Origin of the sequence: Verrucomicrobium sp. GAS474, from assembly GCF_900105685.1 — a bacterium.
Lineage (GTDB): Bacteria > Verrucomicrobiota > Verrucomicrobiia > Methylacidiphilales > GAS474 > GAS474.
Window position 1 is genome coordinate 2,547,916 of sequence record NZ_LT629781.1, and the last position, 20,091, is coordinate 2,568,006.

Annotated in this window: 18 protein-coding genes and 1 tRNA gene; 7 read left to right on the forward strand and 12 right to left on the reverse strand. The window is 63.2% G+C overall.

Translation table 11 applies throughout. From position 1 onward, the window contains the following. Positions 1 to 89 precede the first annotated feature (89 nt). From BLU04_RS10550 to BLU04_RS10570, 5 genes are all read right to left on the reverse strand, one after another. The gene (locus tag BLU04_RS10550; protein WP_093285620.1) at positions 90 to 536 is read right to left on the reverse strand and encodes a response regulator; all 447 of its coding nucleotides are present in this window, start codon (positions 534 to 536) and stop codon (positions 90 to 92) included. A gap of 5 nt (positions 537 to 541) precedes the next feature. Then, a complete protein-coding gene (locus tag BLU04_RS10555) occupies positions 542 to 1,027 on the reverse strand; it encodes a response regulator (RefSeq protein WP_093285622.1) in 486 nt (161 codons plus the stop codon). 39 nt (positions 1,028 to 1,066) lie between these two features. Next, on the reverse strand, positions 1,067 to 2,872 hold the full coding sequence (locus tag BLU04_RS10560) for a sensor histidine kinase (RefSeq protein WP_093285624.1): 1,806 nt from the start codon (positions 2,870 to 2,872) through the stop codon (positions 1,067 to 1,069). Positions 2,873 to 2,963: 91 nt separating this feature from the next. Further along, positions 2,964 to 4,850: an ATP-binding protein gene (locus BLU04_RS10565; protein WP_093285626.1), complete on the reverse strand. Its 1,887-nt coding sequence runs from the start codon at positions 4,848 to 4,850 to the stop codon at positions 2,964 to 2,966. 109 nt (positions 4,851 to 4,959) lie between these two features. Continuing rightward, complete coding sequence (locus BLU04_RS10570; protein ID WP_093285629.1) at positions 4,960 to 5,400, reverse strand: hypothetical protein; 441 nt, start codon at positions 5,398 to 5,400, stop codon at positions 4,960 to 4,962. 296 nt (positions 5,401 to 5,696) lie between these two features. On the opposite strand from BLU04_RS10570, the gene BLU04_RS10575 reads away from it, so the two are divergent. Together BLU04_RS10575 and BLU04_RS10580 are read left to right on the forward strand one after the other, a co-directional pair. Beyond that, positions 5,697 to 7,601 carry an alpha-amylase family glycosyl hydrolase gene (locus tag BLU04_RS10575; RefSeq protein WP_093285631.1) on the forward strand — a complete coding sequence of 635 codons (1,905 nt, stop codon included), beginning with the start codon at positions 5,697 to 5,699 and terminating at the stop codon, positions 7,599 to 7,601. Next, positions 7,598 to 8,542 carry a transglutaminase family protein gene (locus BLU04_RS10580; protein ID WP_093285634.1) on the forward strand — a complete coding sequence of 315 codons (945 nt, stop codon included), beginning with the start codon at positions 7,598 to 7,600 and terminating at the stop codon, positions 8,540 to 8,542. The genes BLU04_RS10575 and BLU04_RS10580 overlap by 4 nt, the downstream gene beginning before the upstream one ends. Positions 8,543 to 8,557: 15 nt before the next feature. Here the strand turns inward: BLU04_RS10580 and modA are convergent, their stop codons facing one another. After that, positions 8,558 to 9,328: a molybdate ABC transporter substrate-binding protein gene (modA, locus tag BLU04_RS10585; RefSeq protein WP_093285636.1), complete on the reverse strand. Its 771-nt coding sequence runs from the start codon at positions 9,326 to 9,328 to the stop codon at positions 8,558 to 8,560. 158 nt (positions 9,329 to 9,486) lie between these two features. Between modA and BLU04_RS10590 the strand changes: the two genes are divergently transcribed. Further along, positions 9,487 to 9,558 (forward strand) — tRNA-Lys (locus BLU04_RS10590). 214 nt (positions 9,559 to 9,772) lie between these two features. Here BLU04_RS10590 and BLU04_RS10595 read toward each other — a convergent pair. From BLU04_RS10595 to BLU04_RS10620, 6 genes are all read right to left on the reverse strand, one after another. Further along, positions 9,773 to 10,060, reverse strand: coding sequence for a hypothetical protein (locus BLU04_RS10595; protein ID WP_093285639.1), 288 nt, complete (start codon positions 10,058 to 10,060; stop codon positions 9,773 to 9,775). Positions 10,061 to 10,694: 634 nt separating this feature from the next. Continuing rightward, positions 10,695 to 12,071, reverse strand: a complete 1,377-nt coding sequence (locus tag BLU04_RS10600; RefSeq protein WP_093285642.1) for a hypothetical protein — start codon at positions 12,069 to 12,071, stop codon at positions 10,695 to 10,697. 59 nt (positions 12,072 to 12,130) lie between these two features. After that, positions 12,131 to 12,661, reverse strand: a complete 531-nt coding sequence (locus tag BLU04_RS10605; RefSeq protein ID WP_093285644.1) for a hypothetical protein — start codon at positions 12,659 to 12,661, stop codon at positions 12,131 to 12,133. 366 nt (positions 12,662 to 13,027) lie between these two features. After that, on the reverse strand, positions 13,028 to 13,513 hold the full coding sequence (locus BLU04_RS10610) for a hypothetical protein (protein ID WP_093285647.1): 486 nt from the start codon (positions 13,511 to 13,513) through the stop codon (positions 13,028 to 13,030). Between the two features lie 38 nt (positions 13,514 to 13,551). Beyond that, on the reverse strand, positions 13,552 to 16,827 hold the full coding sequence (gene mobF, locus BLU04_RS10615) for a MobF family relaxase (RefSeq protein WP_093285649.1): 3,276 nt from the start codon (positions 16,825 to 16,827) through the stop codon (positions 13,552 to 13,554). 101 nt (positions 16,828 to 16,928) lie between these two features. Then, positions 16,929 to 17,228, reverse strand: a complete 300-nt coding sequence (locus BLU04_RS10620; protein ID WP_093285652.1) for a hypothetical protein — start codon at positions 17,226 to 17,228, stop codon at positions 16,929 to 16,931. Positions 17,229 to 17,658: 430 nt separating this feature from the next. On the opposite strand from BLU04_RS10620, the gene BLU04_RS10625 reads away from it, so the two are divergent. The 4 genes from BLU04_RS10625 (at position 17,659) to BLU04_RS10640 (ending at position 19,994) form a co-directional block, all read left to right on the forward strand. Next, on the forward strand, positions 17,659 to 18,135 hold the full coding sequence (locus BLU04_RS10625; RefSeq protein ID WP_093285654.1) for a hypothetical protein: 477 nt from the start codon (positions 17,659 to 17,661) through the stop codon (positions 18,133 to 18,135). Between the two features lie 15 nt (positions 18,136 to 18,150). Continuing rightward, positions 18,151 to 18,519, forward strand: coding sequence for a hypothetical protein (locus tag BLU04_RS10630; protein WP_093285657.1), 369 nt, complete (start codon positions 18,151 to 18,153; stop codon positions 18,517 to 18,519). Between the two features lie 257 nt (positions 18,520 to 18,776). After that, entirely contained in the window at positions 18,777 to 19,049 is a 273-nt protein-coding gene (locus tag BLU04_RS10635; RefSeq protein ID WP_093285659.1) for a hypothetical protein, read from the forward strand. A 36-nt stretch (positions 19,050 to 19,085) separates the two neighbouring features. Further along, positions 19,086 to 19,994: a hypothetical protein gene (locus BLU04_RS10640; RefSeq protein WP_093285662.1), complete on the forward strand. Its 909-nt coding sequence runs from the start codon at positions 19,086 to 19,088 to the stop codon at positions 19,992 to 19,994. The last annotated feature ends 97 nt before the right edge of the window (positions 19,995 to 20,091 follow it).

A 20,091-nucleotide genomic window follows, 5' to 3' on the forward strand; every position in this document is an offset into this window, starting at 1 on the left:
AGGGAAACCAAAGTTGCAACCCGTTTGAACAAAACGGTTTGCCTTTCGTAGGGTGGGACGGGGCCCGCGATGGGTCTTGCAGAATGCGATCAGCCGCCGGGCTGATGGAACGTGTCGGCGATGGCTTTGGAGAAAGAGTCGAAGGTGATCGGCTTTTCGATCCACTTCGTGACCCCCAGGGCGCGGCAGGCGACGATGTCGGCCGGATCGTTCGACGAGGTCATCACGATGACGGGAATGTGATTGAGGGAGGGGATCTCCCGGAGCTGGCGGAGGACCTCGATGCCGTTGAGGGAGGGGAGCTTCAGGTCGAGGAAGAGGACCATCAGCGATTGGGCCAGCGCGGGGGTGTTCTTCTGGAAGAAGCGGACGGCCTGCTCCCCGTCGTCGATGAACTTCACCATCTCGGCCATGCTGGCGTTCTTCAGTTGGCGGAGGAGGAGGATACGGTCGTCCTCGTTGTCTTCGGTGACGATGACGCGGATGGGGTCTTCCTGCGGGGAGGAAGGGGGGATCTGGGAGGGGGAGGAGGGCATGGGGCTTAGGTTAACTTTCCGGCGGCGAGGATGATGGGGGAGAGGAAAGAGGGGCGGAGGACGTTCGAGGCGTTGAGCCAGAAGTTTTCGATGTGGCCGACGATCTCGACCATCGTGTTGATCGAGGTCGGCTTCACGATGTAGGCGTTCACGTGGAGGCGGTAGGCTTCCTCGACGTCGGCCCGTTCCGACGAGGAGGTGAGGATGAGGACGACCAGCGGGCTCAGCGTCTCGTGTTGGCGGATCCAGCGGAGCACCTCGAGGCCGTTCTTCAGCGGGAGCTTGAGGTCGAGGAGGACGAGGTCGGGGAAGGGGTGCCGCTCCCGGTCGGCATAGCGGCCCGTGCCGGAAAGGTAATCGATGGCGGCCTGCCCGTCGTCGGCGCGCTCGATGGCGAGGTCGGCCTTGGCCGTGGAGAACGCGCGGCGCGTGATGAACGCGTCGTCGTCGTTGTCTTCCACCAGGAGGATGGTCGGGGCCGGGAGGGACATGGGAATGACTCTGTGGGATGGGTCTTGGTCAACCTTCGCTTAACCCTTGCGCAGGTCGATCCAGAACAAGCTGCCCTCTCGCAACTGGGATTCAAGTCCCATATTTCCGCCGAGGTTCTCGACCGCCCGCTTCACGATGGCGAGGCCGATGCCGGTCCCCCCGTATTGCTTCGGGTTGTGGACCTGCTCGAAGATCTTGAAGATCCTCTCCTGGTTTTCCCGGGCGATGCCGATGCCGTTGTCGCGGACGTGGATCCGGATCTTGCCGTTGATCTCCTCGGTCCAGACCCGGATATGGGGATGGAGGCCGGGGCTGACGAATTTGATCGCGTTGTCGAAGAGGTTCGAGAAGACCTGGGTGAGGACGGCCTCCCGGCCCAGGACGGGGAGGAGCGTCCCCTCGATCTCGATCCGGGCCCGGGGCGCATGGAACTGGGGATACTGGGCGACGATATCCCGGACGAGCTTGTCGAGCGGGACCGAGACGACCTCCTCCCGGTCCCGGGCGAGGCGGGTGTAGGCGAGGATGTCCTGGATGAGCTTGTCGAGGCGCTGGGCGGCGTTGTTGATCCGGGTGAGGTAGAGGTTCCCCTGCTCGTCGAGCTTGTGGGAGTAATCCTCCATCAGGGCCTGGGCGTAGCCCTGCATGGCGCGGAGGGGGGAACGGAGGTCGTGGGAGACGGTGTAGGAGAAGGCCTCCATTTCCTCGACGGCGCGGCGGAGGGACTGGGTCCGCTCGTCGACCTTGCGGGAGAGGTCGGCGGTGTATTCCTTCAGGTTCCGGTGGGCCTCCCGCTGGGTCGAGACGTCGTGGAAGACGAGGACGGCGCCGGAAACCTCCTGCTTCTGGCCGTGGATCGGGGCGGCGCTGTCCTCGATCGGCCACTCGGCCCCGTTCCGGGCGACGAGGAGGGTGTGGGTCTCCAGGGCGGTCGTCCGGTTTTCCCGCATCACGATCTCGACGGGGTCCTCGACGCTTTCGCGGGTCTGTTCGTTGATCAGGAGGAAGACCGAGCGGAGCGGTTTGCCCAGCGCCTCGGCGGCGGTCCAGCCGGTCATCCGTTCGGCCTCGGGATTCATGAAGGTGACGGCCCCGGTCCGGTCGGTGACGATCACGGCGTCGCCGATCGACGAGAGGGTGATGCGGAACCACTCTTTCTGCTCGTGGAGTTCGGTGTTCCGCAGGTGGGCCTCGACGAGGGCCGTCCGGTGGTCGGAGGTGAGGTGGCGGAGCTCGGCGACGGCGTACGCGGTCATCAGGATGGAGAGGACGAGGGCGATGGAGCCGCCGACGTAGATCATCCGATATTTCGTCCTCCGGACCTCCTCGGTCCGCTGCGTGAGGACCCCCTCCTCGACCCGCTCGAAGGCGTCGAACTCGGCGCGGATCGTGTCCATGGCTTCCTTTTCTCCCATCGCCTCATCCTTGGGCGGCTGGGCCGGGGTACGCTGGAACTGGGTCTGGCCGTAAGTCATCCACGTCACCCAGTTGACGCGGATCGTGCGAATATGGCGGAGCTGGGTGGGATTCCCGGCGGAAAGCTTTTCGAGGTTGTCGAGCAGGGGGGAGACCTTCGAGACGGCATTCTCGTACGGCGTGAGGAAGATGGCGTCGCGGTTCAGGAGGTAGCCGCGGAGGCCGGTCTCCATGTCGATGATCAGTTTTTCGGCCGCGCGGGTCTTGGAAAGGATGACCGAGGAGCGTTGGCCGGCCTCGATGACGCCCATCAGGTTGAAGACGAGGAGGGCGAGGAGGCAGGTGGCAATCAGGATCAGGCCGCCGGGCAGGATGAGGAGCCGGGTCAGGGCCTTGCGGAAGAGACGTTCTTGGATGCGGATCGGCATGGGGGGGAGGGACGGGGAAACCGCTATAAAATCATCGCACTTCGGGCCGGAGCGTCAAGGGAGAGCCGGGGCATGGCCGGCGAAAAGGGGCTCAACCGACATGGGCATGGGCGGGCGCGGCGGGGGCGGCGGGCAGGATGATGTAGAACTCGCTCCCCTCGCCGGGGCGGCTGTGGACGCCGACCTCCCCGTCGTGGGCGCGGACGATTTCCCGGGCGATGGCGAGGCCGAGGCCCGCCCCCCGCTTGCGCGATCCGGCGACGCGGTAGAATTTCTCGAAGATCCGGGAATGGTGCTCCGGGGCGATCCCGGGGCCGTGGTCGCGGACGGAGAGGCGGACGAGGTTCCCCTCCTGCCGGGTGATCTTCAGGTGGATCGTCTCCCCGTGGGGCGAGTATTTGATGGCGTTGGAGACGAGGTTGTTCACGACGAAGGCCATCCGCTCCGTATCGACCCGGACCTGCGGGAGATCCTTCTCCTCCTCCAGGGTGAGGGAGATCCCGGCCTCGGAGGCGAGGCCGAGGGTTTCGCGCCGGGCGTTCTCGAAGAGGCGGGCGGGCGGGATCAATTCGAGGTTGAGCTCGGGCGGCCCCTGCTCCAGGCGGGCGAGGTCGAGGAGGTCATTGATCATGTTCAGGAGGCGGTCGGAGTCCTCCCGGGCCGTGGCGAGGAGTTCCTCCTGCTGGTCGTTCAGCGGGCCGACCATCTTCTCCAGGAGGAGGTAGAGGGCCATCCGGACGCTGGTGAGGGGGGTCTTCAGCTCGTGGCTGACGGTGGTGACGAGGTTGTCCTTGATCTCGTCGACGAGGCGCATCCGGGTGATGTCCTCCATGATGACGGCGGCGCCGAAGGGGGACTTGTTCTCGTCCCGCAGGAGGACGATGCGGGGCATGAAGTAGTGCTCGCTGTTGTCGAAGCGGAGCATGACCGAATCCTTGAAGTGGGAGGGAAGGTAGTCCTCCCCCCAGGCGAGGCTCTTCTCGACCATCTTCTCGACCTGCTCCGGGAGGCGGCGGACGCCCGAGAAGAGGAGCTTCAACGCGAGGGAGTCGCCGGCCGGGTTGCGGAACTCGACGGCCCCGGCGGCGTTGAGGACGAAGATCGGGTCGGGGAAGGCCGCGAGGGTCCGCTCCATCGTGAGGTTGAGGCGCTGGAGCTTTTCCGAGTTGGCGTTCCGGTAGCCCCGGAGCTGGGCGACCATCGTGTTGAAGCGGGCGGCGAGCCGTCCCAATTCGTTCCGGGAATGGGAGGGGAGGATCTGGTCGAGGTCGCCCTCGCCGATCTGGCGGATCGATTCGGAAAGGCTGTCGATCGGGCGGAGGACGCTCCGGCTCATCCAGATGCAGGTGTAGATGGCGACGACGATGGCGATGATCATCGCCAGGATCATGAGGCGGATCGTCGAGGTGATGTCCTTGCCCGACTCGATGTTGCGGGCGTTGATCGCGGCGCGGCTGGCGTCGAGGATCTGGTCGGAGAGCTCGAGCATCGCCGTCGTCTGGGTGGCGACGCGGAAGGCGAGGGGTTTCGTCGCCCCGGGATTGGCCGCGGCGGCGGAGGCCGATTTGTCGAGGAGCTGCCAGGCGTCGCGGAGGTAGGCCGTGTGGATCTCCCGCAGCTTGTGGGTGAGGGCCTGTTCGGGACCGGTACGGCTGATCTTTTCCTCTTCCTCGAGGGCGGCCTCGAAGAGGCGGCAGGCCTCGGAGAACTCGACCCGGCTGTCGGAGGCGCGGGGATCGGGCCTGGAAGGGGCGGAGGGGGCGGGTCCCTTGGCCGGCTGGGCGGCCAGGAGGGAGGAGGTCATTTTCGTGCAGTTGACCTTCAACTGCTGGACCGCGCGGACGCTGCGGTCGTTGTCCTGGAGGATGAGCTGGACGCGCTGGCCGAGGCTGCTGCAGCGTTCGATGGAATAGAGGCCGATCGCCAGCAGGAGGAGAAGAAGACTAAGAAAGCCGAGAAAGAGACGGGTTCGTAACATGGATCAGATGGGAATGAGGCTGCGGGCGGCAAGAGGCAAAGAGACGAGAGGCTTTTCAGCCGCCCTCTCCTTCATATTCCCTTCCGGCAGCGACCTTGCCACCTCTTTTTCAAGAATAGGGGCAATAGCAGGCGCAGCTGGCCAGGAACGATTCGAGCTCCTCGCGGCGGAGCGGGAAGGAAAGAACCTCGTCATAATCGTTGCCCTCGCCCCACTGGTGGGGGACGACGCTCCCGTCCCGCTGGAGGACGGCGACGATGGGCATCGCCTTGCGATGCTGCAGGGAGCAGCGGGCGACGTGGAGCTGGAGGCGGTGCCAGTCGATCCCCTTCGGGTCGATCACCAGGATATCATAATGCTTCCACTCGAACATCCGGGAGCCGAGATCGGTCGAGGGCGCTCCATGGACGGTGACGTTCATCGTGCCGAGCTTGTAGCAGCAGGAGGTGAGGCACTCCCGGTCCCGGCTCACGACGAGCGCATGGAGGGGAGTGACCGGTGCCGCCGCGTTCGCTTCCTTGGAAGCGGGGGTGGGGAGGGTGCATTCCATAATATGAGGTGTTGAATTCATGGTTTTAAAATGGGCCGTTTCAAGAGGAGTGCATATCCGATGCCAAGCATGCCACTGAACCTATTTACTCAGGTAAAATGAGGGTGGGCTCCCTTTCGGAGGCGGTTGAGAGGGAAAGGGATGGGCGCATTTTGCATGATGGGAAAACGGAAGATTGCAGGATGCAAGAAGAAGGAGAGGCCGATTTCCTTTCCGCGAGGGGTTTCTTACAGAGAGGAAGCCGCGGCGGCCCGGGAGTGGCACCCGGCGTGCGGAATGAAAGAAAATCCCCACCTATGGCTCCTCTTCCCCCCCGCGCCAAATCGAAGTCTCCGAAATCGTCCAAGGCCCCGAAATCGCCGAAATCGGCTTCCTCCCCGGGGACGACGCCCCTCTACAATCCCCGCCTCCTCGGCGCGGTCTGCCAGGAAAAGGGAGGGGTCCGATTCCGGGTCTGGGCTCCCTTTGCCGAGGCGGTGTCGGTCGTCGGGGAGTTCAACGGGTGGAATCCCTCGCAGCATCCCTTGGAGCGGGGCGACGACGGCATCTGGACCTCGCCGGTGATTGCCGAGGCTGCTCCCGGCCAGCGGTACCAATACGAGATCCGCAACGGGGAGCAGGTCCTGCGGAAGAACGATCCCTACACCCAGGCCATCGACCCGAAGGACAAGACCTCCGTCGTCGTCCGGGACGATTTCCAATGGCAGCACTCCGAGGCGAAGATCGCCAACTGGAACGAGTGGGTGATCTACGAGATCCACGTCGGCACCTTCACCTCGGGGGAGGCCGGAGCCCCGGGCCGGCTCGACCAGGTGAAGAAGCGGCTGGCCTACCTCCGCCACCTCGGGATCAATGCGATCGAGCTGATGCCCGTCGCCGCCTTCCCCTCGGAACGGTCGTGGGGCTACAACCTCACGAACCCCTTCGCCGTCGAGGGGGACTACGGCGGCCCCGAGGCGTTGAAGGAACTGATCGACGCGGCCCACGGACAGGGAATCGCGGTGATCCTCGACGTGGTCTACAACCACTTCGGCCCCGACCAGCTCGACCTTTGGCGGTTCGACGGCTGGTCGGAGAACGACAAGGGCGGCATCTATTTCTACAACGACCACCGGGCCTGGACCCCGTGGGGGGAGAACCGTCCCGACTATGGCCGGGGGGAGGTCCGCCATTACATCCGGGACAACGCCCTCTTCTGGCTCGAGGTCTTCCACGTCGACGGCCTCCGCTTCGACGCGACCAACTTCATCCGCAACACCCGGGGCGACCGGAATCCCGAGACCGAGATTCCCGAGGGATGGTCCCTCCTCCAGTGGGTCAACGAGGAGGTCGAGCGCCATTTCCCCGGACGCATCACGATCGCCGAGGATCTCCAGCAGAAGCAATGGATCACGAAGACCGTCGGCGAGGGGGGGGCCGGATTCGCCAGCCAGTGGGACAGCGCCTTCGTCCATCCCGTCCGCGAGACCGTCGTCCAGACGGCCGACGAGAACCGATCCATGGACGCGATCGTCCGCGCGATCACTTTCCGTTACAACGAGGACGCCGTCCAGCGCGTCATCTACAGCGAGTCCCATGACGAGGTCGCCAACGGCAAGGCCCGCGTGCCGCAGGAAATCTCGCCGGAGCATCCCGACGATTATTTCGCCCGGAAGAAATCGGCGCTCGCCGCCGGCCTCGTCTGCACCGTTCCTGGCATCCCGATGCTCTTCGAAGGGCAGGAGTTCCTGACCGACGGCTGGTTCCGGGACGACGTCGCACTCGATTGGAACCGCCTCGGCTCCTTCCGGGGCATCACCCGCCTCTACCGCGACCTGATCCACCTGCGTCGGAACCTCTCCGGCACCACCCGCGGCTTGACGGGTCCCCACGTCCGGGTCCACCATGTGAACCACGAGCACAAGGTTGTCGCCTTCCATCGTTGGCAGGACGGAGGGCCGAAGGACGACGTCATCGTCGTCGCCTCGTTCTCCAATCAGGCCATCGAAGGGGACTACCGGATCGGCTTGCCGCACGAAGGGGAGTGGATCACCCGGTTCAATTCGGACTGGAAAAGCTACAGCCCCGATTTCGGAGACCTGAGGAACCCCGACGGACGCGTCATCGCCGAGAAGTCCTCCTACGACGGGTTCGACTATAGCGGGCGCTTCACCATCCCCCCCTACGGACTCCTCGTGATGAGCCAGGAAAGCGCCCCATGAAAATCCTCATCCAGCATCGCACCACCTACCGCTACAGCGAGGAGGTCTCCTTCGGCCCGCACCAGATCATGATGCGGCCCCGGGAAGGGCACGACATCCACATCGAGAAATCGATCCTCGAAATCACCCCGGCCCACCACATCCACTGGCTCCGGGACGTGAACGGCAACTGCATCGCCCGGGTCGATTTCACCGAGCGGGCCGATCACCTCATGATCTACAGCGAGCTCGTCCTCCAGCACTACGACTCGAATCCCTTCGACTTCCAGCTCGACCGGGCCGCCGCCACCTACCCCTTCATCTATCCCGCCGGAAGCAAGAGCGAGCTCTCTGCCTTCACCCAGATCCTCTATCCGAAGGACACCGCCGCCCTCGTCGTCTACCTCGATCCCTTCTGGAAGCCGGGCGAGACCGTCGAGACGATGGCCCTCCTCCAGGCCCTGAACCACGACATCAATCAAAACTTCCGCTACCAGCGGCGCGACGAGCCGGGTGTCCAGACCCCGGCCCAGACCCTTCAGCTCCGGAGCGGCTCGTGCCGGGACTTCGCCACCCTCTTCGTCGAGGCCTGCCGTAGCTGGGGTCTCGCCGCCCGCTTCGTCAGCGGTTACATGCTGTGCGACGCCACCGAGGCCGGGGGAGCCTCGACCCATGCCTGGGCGGAGGTCTACCTTCCGGGCGCCGGATGGAAAGGCTTCGATCCCACCTCCGGCATCCTCAGCGGCGGCCAATACGTCGCCACCGCCGTCTCCCGCGATCCGGAAAAGGCGATGCCGATCGACGGCGTCTACCTCGGGCCGAAGGAGGCCGCCCTCGGCATCGAGGTCGACGTCCACGTCTCCCAATACGATCTCCCCCCCGCCAGCCGCCGCGGGGAAGCGCCCCTGCCGATCCCCGTCGAGACGAAGCCCCTTCCGGTCATCGGGTCCCGGCCGCTCTGATCTGGGAAGAAGAACCTACTTCTTCTCCGAATGGATGAGGAAGCCGTGTTTCACGAAGACCTCGGAGGCCTCCTTGCCGCCCAGGTAGGTCAGGAACTTCTGGGCCGCTTCGGGCTCCTTCGCCGCGCTGACCACGGCGGCGGGGTAGACGATGTTCGGCCCCTCGGAAAGGGGGATCTCCAAGGCGATCTCGACCTTCTTCGAGATCGCGGCGTCGGTGCGGTAGACGATCCCGGCATCGACATTCGCCGTCTCGACGGCGGCGAGGACGGCCCGGACATTGGCGCAGGGGACCGTCTTCCCCGAGATCGCGCCCCAGACGTTCTTCCTCGTCAGGTACTCCTTCGCATAGTTTCCGACCGGGACCGTCGCCGGTTCTCCGACGGCAATCTTGCCGAAGGCCGGCGTCGCCAAGGAGGCCGCCGAGGAGAGGGGAATCGCATGGCCCTTCGGCTCGACGACGACGAGCGTGTTCGAGAGTAGATAGAGGCCTTCGTGGACCAGGTTCTTCGTCCGCAGCTGGACGAGGGACTTCACGTCGGCCGAGAAGAAGAGATCGGCGGGCGCGCCCTCCTCGATCTGCCGGGCCAGAATCCCCGACGCCCCGTAATTGAAGGTCACCTTGTCCCCCGACGTTTTCTGGTAGGCCGAGGCAATCTCATTGAGACTCTCCGTCAGCGACGACGCCGCGAAGACAGTGATCTCCGCCGCCCGCAGCGAGGGAAGGGCCACGAGAAGGACGAGCGCCGAAGTCAGGAGAGGGAGCGACCGGAAGGACATTTTCATAACGGGACATTAGGCGATAAGGAGCCGTTTGTCGTCCCGATTTCAGAAAGGAGCGGCGCATCCTATTCATCCCTCCTTTTCAAAAAATAACCGGCTTCCCGTATTTTTTTATTGCGCGAAAAAGAACACCCCGATAAAAATGACACCCCTTCGCAATTGCCGCGATAGCTCAATGGTAGAGCAGTTGACTCTTAATCAATTGGTTGTAGGTTCAAGTCCTACTCGCGGCACTTCTTCTTTTACTCTGAGAAGCTGATAAATACAGGGTTCCACGGCTTTTCGGGTTTTCGCTCAAAACCTTTTCGACTGGTTTCGACTGCTTACGACAGGAGCTTTTTTTCTACGCCCGTTCTACGTCAGCGAAAAATCGTCTCTCCCTGATAGAATGGGCCTTCCATTCGATTTCTCGGAAAAGCGGCACTTTCAAAAGCGACCTCTTTCAAGTTAGAGTTGCTTCAACCTAGGAGCCTCACCGTACTCCATCTCCTGCCCGAGGGGAAGGCGCGTCTCGAAGTGGAACTCCTGATGGAACTGCGGGGCCGGAGTGGAGCGCCCGAGCAGTGCGACAAGTACCAAGCCGATGGCCGAGATCGCGGCGGCGATGCAGATGCCCTGACGATTGATGACCGCCGCCCGGATCACATCACTCTCCATAGGCACCGGGGCCGGGGGCTTCGCGGTGGGGATGCGGTGGGGGGACTGAGGCTTGGCGGTCGGCTTGGAATTTTTCATATCCCCTGCAGAACTGATTTCCGATTTGCCCCCGCGCCTCCGTGCCCGCCGCCGTCGTCGTCGACTGCTCATTCGCCACCTCCACCGTGAATAAGTTTTCCTAACTCCTTCAAAATCAGGCTTAAGCCCGGGAATAGCCATCCCAGACCGGCCAAGGTAAGCACACAGAGGAGGCAAGCCACGGGCGCCAGGACCTTAGCCTGAGCCTCGGTCAGGTTCGTCCACCAGTTTCCGCCAGTGAGAGTGCACTCCTTTGGCCCTGCGGCTGGCATCGCTTCGGAAATGGGGGAGGGTCTGTCCATGGCTACAGGTCCATTAGGGTAATCAGATCGTTTGGCGGTCCGTTTTGGCTAAATTTCTCGTTCGTCTATCTTCATTCTCGGTTTTCTTGGAAATCCGACCCAGTAATACCCGGAAAACGTTGGAGAATTTTTTCGTGAGCGAGAAAATGCCCAGGCGCCGATGGGGTAAAGTTGCTCCTCACGTACATATATATGACGAATCGGAAGTTAACGTGCTGGTAGGGAGTGGCTTGCGGATTATTCCCGTCGAGCGGTGGCCACTTTTTAATGGACGGAGGCACACGAAACGAAAAAACCCCGCCTCTTCAGGCGGGGTTTTTGTTTTGGAACGATCAGCGGCCTCTCGAGTAGCCGTGCTCGTGCTCCGGAGGCGGGGGCTCCTGCGCCGGGGTCGGGGTCACGATGCCCAGGTCCTCCGCATGGGCCGACGTTCGGAGGTCCGTCATAATCCTCGTCGCCGCCAACCCTCCCATCGCTCGCTCCGCCTCTGGACGATCGTGGCTCCGGGACTCGCCGCGCCCCATCGACCGCTCCATCAACTCCGAGAGGTCGTTCGCCGCGGCGACGTCGAGGGCGCTCATCCTGCCGCCGCTGACAATGCCGTAGCTGTGTTCCCCCGCCTCCCGCTCCCGTTCGAGCTTCTGTTCCCGGTAGTCGGCCATGATCGCGTCATGGCGCCGAAGACACTCGATCTGCTGGATGGACGCCAGCTGGTTCGCGAGACGGCTCTGGGACTGGGCCTGCTCGAACGCCTGCCGCTCACCCTGCTCCCGGATGAAGCCATCCGCCTGCTGCTGCGCGAAGGCCCGCGCTTGCTCCTGCTGGCCCTGCTGCTGGTCCGGGACGACGGCGGCGGGGGTAGAGACCTGCTGCGCCTTGGTCGGGCTCTGGGAGGCCGGCGACAACTCCGCCCGCTCCTTCTCCCGTTCGAGGGTCGGCAGGGGAGGGAGGACGTTCTCCTTCCGCAGCGCCTCGGCCTCCTTCTCCACGATGGCGGGGGTCATTCCGCCCACCTTCGCCAAGGCCTCGGTCAGTGGGACCTTCTGGGTGATCGCGTCCAGGGACGCGATCTGCAGCCGATCCCGGTCGACGGGGCTCGCGCGGACGTGGTCGGCCAGGGCGACGAACGCCTCGTACGTCTTCGCGTCTCGGAGGTGGAGGGAACTGACCGGCCCCTTGCCGCCAGCGCCGTCGTAATCGAGGGAGGCATGAGCCAGCGAGCGATCGAGCTTCCACGTCAGCTCCTCCCGCCGCAGCTCGAACGCGACGCTCTTCCCCTCCTCCGAAGCGAGGGCCACGGCATGACCGAGCCTCTCCTTCAACTGGGCGACCTCCTTCTCGTTCCCGGACTCCTGTGCCCTGAGCAGATCCTCCTCGAATTCCTGCGTCGTCCCGTGCCACCCGGCGAGGGCCTTGGCCTTGTCGTGAAAGGCTTGCTCCGCCATTTTGGTTTCCTTCTCGCGGGCCGGTTGGGTCAGCTTCTCGAGCTCGACCTTCCGTCCCGTTCCGTTCGACGCCGCCAGCCGATCCGCCATGCCGATGAGATCGGTGTGACGGACGAGCTCCTTCTCCTTGCCCTCCTTCTCCAGCTTCTCCTTCCGCTCTTCCCACCACGCCGTCGTGTTGTTCTCCTTCGCCTTCTCGGCCGGAGTGCGGGTGATCCGGGCGATCTCCCTTTCGTTCGCATGCGATTGTCCTTCTTCGCTCATAGATGATTTCGGTTGATACGAAAGAGGCGGGCCGGGTTTCCCCGGCCCGCCCAGTTCGACTAGATGAGGATCTTGTCCTTGTCCTTCTCCGTCTTCGCCGGGGTCGAGGCCGGCTTGTCCTTCGCCTGCGCCGCGACCGCCGCGCTGACGTTCTTCGCGAACGGCGTCGGGCCGCCCGGCGCCGCCTGCTGCTTCGGCTCCGGGGTGAACACCTTCAGCGTCGTCTGGAGGATGTCGGGGTTGCTTTGGACGTACTCCTCCTTGGAGCTCTTCGTCACCTTCCCTCGCTCGTCGACCTTGCAGATCGGCGCTTCGAGGTATTCGCCGTTCGGCCCCGTCAACGTCTCGCCGTCGTCGCCGCGCAGCTGGAGTTGGTAGAACCCCGCCTCGAGCCGCACGTTGTCGTTCGTGCTCTCCAGCCACTTCTTCTTGATCGACGGCTGGATCTCGGGGTTGTTCTTGTCGACTTTGAGACAGTCGAACTGCCCGACGTAGGACAGCGACTTGGACTTCGGGAAGCCGACGACCTCCCGGAGGTCGCCGACCGTGGCGGACGTGAGCTTCGCGTTGTAGCGGTTGTAGTAACTCATAATGATGATGGAACCTGCGACCGAACAGGACTGCTGGTTGGGCTTCCTTATTCTCACCCATTCCAGGCTTACGACCCTGCTGCCGTTCTAGGAACCGCTTCGGACTGACGCTCCGGTGTGGCTGCACAATGCGTGCGCGCCTAGACCTATGGGAGGTCCTCGAGGCACACAGAGGGTGCCGCGTCAGCTGAAACGGAAACCGGCCAATATCTGGGAAACCGGGGCGAACCCCCATAGGCCGTTTGAGATGGAGCGGATTCCGCCGGCAAGTCGGGTGTCCGCGGGGTGAGCCGCGGCGTAGGTCAATCAATCACGACCCTCGAACCTTGCCTTCAAAGAGAAACCAACTCCGGCCTACTGCTTTGTCTACGGTGCGTACGGCTCGTCCTGCTCATCCTCTTCGTCCGACGGACTGAAGTCGGGGTCAGGATCTACAGCAGCGACGGCGGCCCGGTTAGGAGCCACCTCTTCGACGACCGCCGTCACCACCGCTCCTTCCGGAAGGTCGGGGAGGCGATCGACGGGCACCTCAGACGACACGGAGTCTACCACGGGACCTTCTGCAGTCAAACCCAGCGCCGCCCGGTCCGTGACCGCCCACACCGCAGCGAGGCAATGGTCGGAGAGCGCGTCGGCGATCGTTTGGAGGTTCGTGCCGCGGATCGTGACGGTGCGGTCGACGAAGGTAGCGATGACGCCTTCGCGTGCGTCGCTGCAATCGTACTGGACGTTGACGAGGTGAATGTACTGCTGGTGCTTTTCGGTGTGCGAACCGTCGCAGAACCGAACCGAGAAGCGGGGGTGCAACTCGATGTCGGTGCAACGGTCGAAGGGGCGTGTGGTTCTGGGCATACTGCTTTCCTTTCTGTTTTAGGGTTTGGGGACGAAAACTAACGGCCTCTGCCGAGATCCCGGTCGATCTCGCCGGGGCGGGGAGGAAGGGGCTGCTCCCGCTCGTGGGCGTGGCCGTGGTAGAACCCGAGCTGGGGCGCGCGATCCACCTTCTCGCCACGGTGCGGTTGAGGGATGACCGCGTCACGGACCTCGCCGAGCACCTTGAGCCCCGCCGAGAGGGACGTCTGCCGCCGATCCGAGAAGAGCGACAGGACGCGGCCCGCCATCGTGACGCCCCTGATGAGCTTCTCGATGCGATTGCCCTTGCCCGTAACGGGGCGCGATGCCTTTGCGTGCTCCGCCTGCAGCTTCGCGATCTTCTTCTCGAGCGCCTCCCTCTTGTCCATCTCCCGTTCCAGCATCTTCAGGCGATTGATGTCCCGAACGAGACGACGGTGCTTCGGCGCCTTCTGCGACGGTGGGAGCTTCTTGTAGGCTTCGACCTCCTTCTCGACCTCCGGTGCGAGGGCTTTGAACTCCTTCTCCGCCATCCGAAGCCTGTGGTGTTCGTTCATGAGCTCGCGGGCGCTCAACCGCGTCGCCGTCTGCGTGACCCAGTCATTGAGACCGTGTTCGTCGCCCTTGCCTTCCAGCGAAGGGGTGTAGATCCACACGTCCGTCCGGTGCCGCGTCGACGAAACGTAGAACGCGTTTCGCGTTAGGGCCTTGCTCCGATAGCCATAAGCCATGAAGGCCGCATCAACGGTTCGCCCCTGGGAGGCGTGAGAGGTAAAGGCGTAGCCGTGCTCGAAGGTCCTGAAGGTCGGGGGAATCCTCAGCTCCTTGGTCTTCCCTTCGCGGCGCATCCAGATCGTCCCGTCCGCCTCGACCCGACTGACGATGCCCACCATACCGTTCCGCAGGCCGAGCTCCTTGTCCTGCGCGCGAATCCAGAGCCGCTCCCCGACCGCGATATTCATCTTCCGCCGCTCCGAGATCGAGATGCGCTCCGATTGCTTAAGCGTGAAGAGGCCGTAGTCGAATTTCAGGGTCTCGCCCGTGACCATGTTTCGAAGGTCGAGCATCTGCCCCTCGCGTCCCTCGATCAGCCAGCGTCCCCGTTTCAGCGGGAGATCGTTGCCGTTCACGGTGAGGACGTGGCTGCGTTCCTTCTCGATCCGATTCCAATTGAGGCGCTCCGCCTTCGTATCCCGCAGGAGCCGCTCCGCCAAGACCGTCACGTCGTCGCCCGACAGGACGCCCCGCCCCCGCAGCTCGTCCCGAACGTAGCTCGTGACCTCGTCGATCTCCTTCCAGGTCGGCGAGACGATAAGCGCCGAGCGGGGCTTGCCGTTCTCCTTGATCGTCAGGATCGTGTCGACGTAGTGCTTCGAGAGCGCCGTGTATCGCGCCTCGTTATTCTGTTCCTCGATTACCCGCCCGAGCTTCTTGTAAATCGCGAGCGCCTTTACCGGTTGGTGCGCCGCCGCGAGTTGCGCCGCCTCCCGCAACTCCTCCGTCTGCTGACGATTGATCTTCTGAAGCTCCGAGATCCTGATCCCCGACTCCTGCTCGAGGATGCGGAGAGCGTCCCCCGCCGGAACCGAGGTGTGCTGCCGAATATCCCCGACCAGGGCGATCCGACAGCCCTTCTCCTTGCACAGTGCGAGAAGCTGTTCCATGTCCCGCGCCCCGACGAGGCCCGCCTCGTCGAGAATCACGTAATCGCCCTCGCCGAGGGCTTCCTGAGCCTTCTTGTTCTTGAGGAGCCCCTGCATCGTCCCGGTCCGAGCGAACGGATCGCCGGGAGCGAGGGACTCGCCCCGGAGATCCTGAACGGCGGTGGCGGAGGGAGCGAAGAGGTGAACCGTCACTCCCGCCTTCGTCAGGCCGTCGACCGCAGTCAGCAGGGCCGAGCTCTTCCCCGTGCCCGCCAAGCCCCGCAGCACGACGGCGAAGTCCGTCGACTGCCAGAGGTGCCGGACCGCGTCCCGCTGCTCCGCGGTCAAATCGAACCGGCCGCCGACGTCGCGGGTCGGAATCGGTGTGGAGAGGGAGATAGGGGCGAGCATCGCGCCGAGGCCCTCGCGCGCCAGGGCGATCATCGAGTTCTCGATCTTGAGCATCTCCAACGTCGTCATGAGAGAGTGCCCTTTGTAGGAGAGGAGCTGTCCCGTCTCCTTCATGATCATGATCTCCTCCTTCAGGTGGTCCGCCTCGACCCGACCGATGCTGTTCGCCAAGATCCACGCCACGAGCTCGTGCTCCGAGAAGACGGAATTCCGTTCCGTAAAGTGAGCGATACCGAGTTGAAGGGCGTGTAGGGGACGAACCTGAGCGTAGGGTTCGAGAGGGCCGCCCGTGGTCGCCATTGTGTAGAGGCGCTCCAAATCGCCGCGCTGTTCCGGCGTCAGGCGTTCGAGCTGCCCCTGCCGAATCTCCTCCGGCGTGAAGGGTTTGCCGTCGCGAACCCACTTGCTCTCCCGTGAGCCGACGACGATGCCCTTCTTTTCCTTCCATGTGAGCTCCCGCTCCAACTCCTCCTCTCGGCGCGCGATCTCAGCCTTGATAAGCTGCCCCCGTTTTGAGAACTCCTCGCAGAGCGCCGTCGAGATACCCCGGATCGAGACCTCTCCCTTCGTGTCGACGTCGATTTCCCAGCCGAGCCTCCGAAGTTCGACGGCCAAGACGTTGTTGAAGTGAACGCCTGCCCGTTCGAGCGCCCCATCCTTGAACATGAGCCCATTCTCCAGGGCAAACCACTCACCCGTCACCGGGTCGCGGCTCATGTTCCAAAATATGTTATGGACGTGAAGGTTCGGATCAATGGCTCCATCCACCGGCCGGGCCTCGGCGTGAAGATACGAAGCACCGATGACCTGCCCAGGCACCTTGCGGCACGCGCCCCACGTTCCGTCTTGGACCCGGATAGCGGCCTGCGAGATGAGGAACTCCCGCGACTCATTCGCAGCCTTGAGGACAGCCTCCATGATCCGCTTGTCCCCCGCCACCCGGCACGCAATGGAGACGCTCTTATGCGGAGAGCACGTGACGTCGAAGGCGGCCCTTCTGTCTTTGCGCGCCCGCTGGAAGAGCGGCTTCCCGGTCAACGGGTGGATGCCCTGGCCGAGCTTGCGAAAGGCGTCCGGCGTCAGCCCCGCAGGCCCCAAGAGCTCGCGGCAGAGGTCGCCGAAGACGCCATGGGTCGGCAAGTGATCGTGCCCTCGGACGGTGCCTTCGATGTGGTAGTCACCGCTAAGGAGGTGATCGACGAGGTACTCTTCCAGGTCATCGACGTTCTTGAACCAGACGGCGGGTTTGTAAGCGCTCATGGGAGGGAGGTGAGGGGAGCGGGGAGCTTTGGAGTGGGGAGTTGAGGCGAGGGCCGTATTGAACGACCCCCGCCCGTGTTGCTTTTGGAACGACCGGCTTGTCAGGCGAACGAGGCGGCCTTCGGACCGTACTTCGCCGCGAGGATGTCGTAGGCGCGCTCGCAGAAGCGATCGAAGTCATCCGCCTCTTCGTCGTACTTGCTGGCGGTCGGCGCCGTCGTCTTGGCTTCGACCCCTTCGAGGTCTCGCCGGACGAGCGGGCAGACCTTTCCTGCGATGGTGATGAATTCGGGCATCTGGATCTTGCCACTGGGGACGTAGGTTACGGGGGACGGTTTCTGGATTTGGGCTGCGGCTTTGGCTTGGGCTTCTTCTTCGGTTTCAGGGAGGACGCGGGGCATATAGATGTTTTTCGATTTAAGTTTTTGTTTAACGGCCCGCAGTTCCTGCCAACGGTCGCGAAGGACCGAGGGCCGAAAACCGAGGGAGGGAGTAAGGGGGCCGGGAGCCAAGAGAGGCTTCACCGACAAGCAGAGGAGACCGAATTAGATGCCCCGAAAGACACCACTCTCTGCGCTTTACTGTTCTCGGATGCTAATATGAATGTTTTTTAAGTCAATAAAAAATTATAGAAAGATTGGTAGATAGGCTGACTCTTAGTGCTCCGCCTAAGTGCATCCAAAACTAATACAACAAGTAAATATCGACATCAGGCAGATCGGTCTCGTTTCAGTAGGCGATCATTTCGCACCCAACAGAAGATTACAAAAAAATCTATCTCGTATTAGTTTTGTATTGCCTCGACATAGGTGACCCCTGTAAGGTCCCGGCATGAGCAACCAGCAACCCAAGGGGCCGAAGAGCCCAGCGCAGCTCATGCAGGAGCTCGAAGCCGAGGCCGTTGACTACGGCGTCGGGAAGCTCGCTCCCTATACCGAGGCCATCGTCTACATGGTTCGGAAGAAGAGGATGAAGTACCGGGCGATCGCGGCTCGGTTGAACGAGGACGTCTTCTCCCGCATGGAGCCGAAGGTCGTAAAGAAAGACGGGCGCGAGCAGCTGGTGAAGTGGTCGTGCAACGCTTCCGAGGTTCGCCGTCACTTCAATGCTAAGTCCCATCTCTTCGATGGTGTCCCTTCGGACCCTGCGGCGCCCCCCACCACCGGGGCAGGGGAGGGAACGGCTTCTCCGACCAAGCTGAAGCTCGATGGTATAGAGGGCGCATTCAAGGATCGTCCAAAAGGCAATACGGCCGAAGACAAGGCCCGTATCGGCAAGCAAGCCAGCAAACACGGTCGCCTCAGCTAACCTTTCCAACTACCCATGAAGAATCTCATCCTCGCGTCGGTCCTCGCCCTCGGGGCGGGGATGCTCGGAAACGTGACCGCCTCTGCCGCCGAGGCGCCGCTCGTCGACGGTGTGGTGACGCACGTCCGCTATTGGCCCGCCCTCGAGCAATACCAGCAGGACAAGGGCTTCGTCACCGTCTCCATCAACGGGAAGGAGTTCGAGGCCGTCGTCGACGACATGAAACTCCTCGCTCAGATCCACCCCAGCGATACCATCGAGATCCAGAAGCAGACCGACTACCTCGACTGGGGACGGCAGAATTACGTCGTGACGAAGTGGATTTCCGAAGGGGCGCGTGGTCCTCGGAGCGGCTCCATTACTACGCCTTTCGCTGCCCTCTAGTTCCGAATCGCCCCGAACATTTTTTTACCCTCTCAGTAGGTATAAATCATTTCTTATCGGTTCCCCTAGGTTCTTAGACGAAATTATAGTAACATCCCATTTCAAGCTGCCATTCCGGGTGTGCGCCGTTCATCGGGCCTCTCTTAATTGGAATCAAGCAGTGACACCAGCGGAGCGCAGGTTGCGCTTACGGCCCACGAGGCTGAACCGCCGGGACCCATGAGGTCTTGAGGGTGTCTTTCGCAAGAAAGACATCCATGACGACCCGGTCCCACAAAATCAAAGCCGTCGAGAGCGAACCCGCTCTCCTCCTCCCCACCAGTTCCGTCCTCCTTCTCCTCGGCCGAGCCCACACGTGCTTCGTCGACTGCAAGGCGGCTGGCTGGATCGCGCCCGCCTATGGCGGGCACGGCAAAGGCAACAGCGGGTATTACCACCGCGCCGACGTCCACGCACTTGCCGAGCGCCTCCGTCGCGACGGACCGCCTCCTAAACGCACCAAAGGCAGCGGCTCCTCCAAGCCTGCCTGACGCTTTCTCGCGCCTTCATCTCAACCCAAAGGAACCATGACCGAAGAAAGCAATCAGAACGAAGCCTCCACCGACAACTCCACGATCGAGCACGTCCTCGTCGTCACTGACGCCCCGAAGGGCGGCGTGGGGAAGTCCGAATTCACAAACCACCTCACTTCGACGTTCCGCGCCATCGGCCTAGACACCTACATCGGGTACGACACGGACGGCAAGGCGCGGGTCTCGAAGGACCGCGACGACCGCTTCCGGTTGATCGACGTGACCGCCCTGAATGACAAGGACGCCGTCACCGAGCTCTCCCAGATGCTGGGGGCGCTGGGAACGGCTCCCGTCGTCGTGGTCGATCCCATGGCGCACCACGAGGCGCTCCTCCGCGATCTCTTCGAGAGGCAGCACGTCTTCGACCTCCGGCTGCCGAAGGTCAACGGCGCAGCCACGATCCTCGTATTCCCCGGCAGCGATGCCGACACGGTGTCCCAGGCCGCCGACGCCGTGAACTACTACCGGCGCAACCACTGCGGCCGGGACCACCGGGACGTGCGGATCGTGGCGGTCCTGAACGGCCATCTCAGCAAGGGCTTCGAGTTCTGGCAGGGGATCGAGGAGTCGGAACTGGTCGACGCCACCGTTGTCCTCCCGCAGCTCTCCCAGAAGGTTCGGGACGAGATCATCGTGGCTGCCCAGGAGATGGGGCGCCCGGCGCGCTTCGACGAGCTGATCCGCTCCGAGGACCCGATCCTCTCGCTGACGGCGCGGATGTTCACGGAGGACTACGTGCTGGGGGTGCGTCGCCAGATCCTCCGGAACGCCCACTTCTTCATGCCGACGGACCTCGCCGAGCAGGTCATGAAGGCCGTCCCCGCCGAGCCCACGCCCGCCGAGGTCCGCACCGGCTCGCAGATCCGGGGCTCCGTGAAGTTCGCCAAAAAGGAGCGGATCTAATGGGCATCGACGGCATCACCAGCCTGCCCACGTCCGGCACGACGGCGTCGCCCACCGCCGTCCCTGCCTCGGCGGGGACGGTGCGGGAAACCGCACA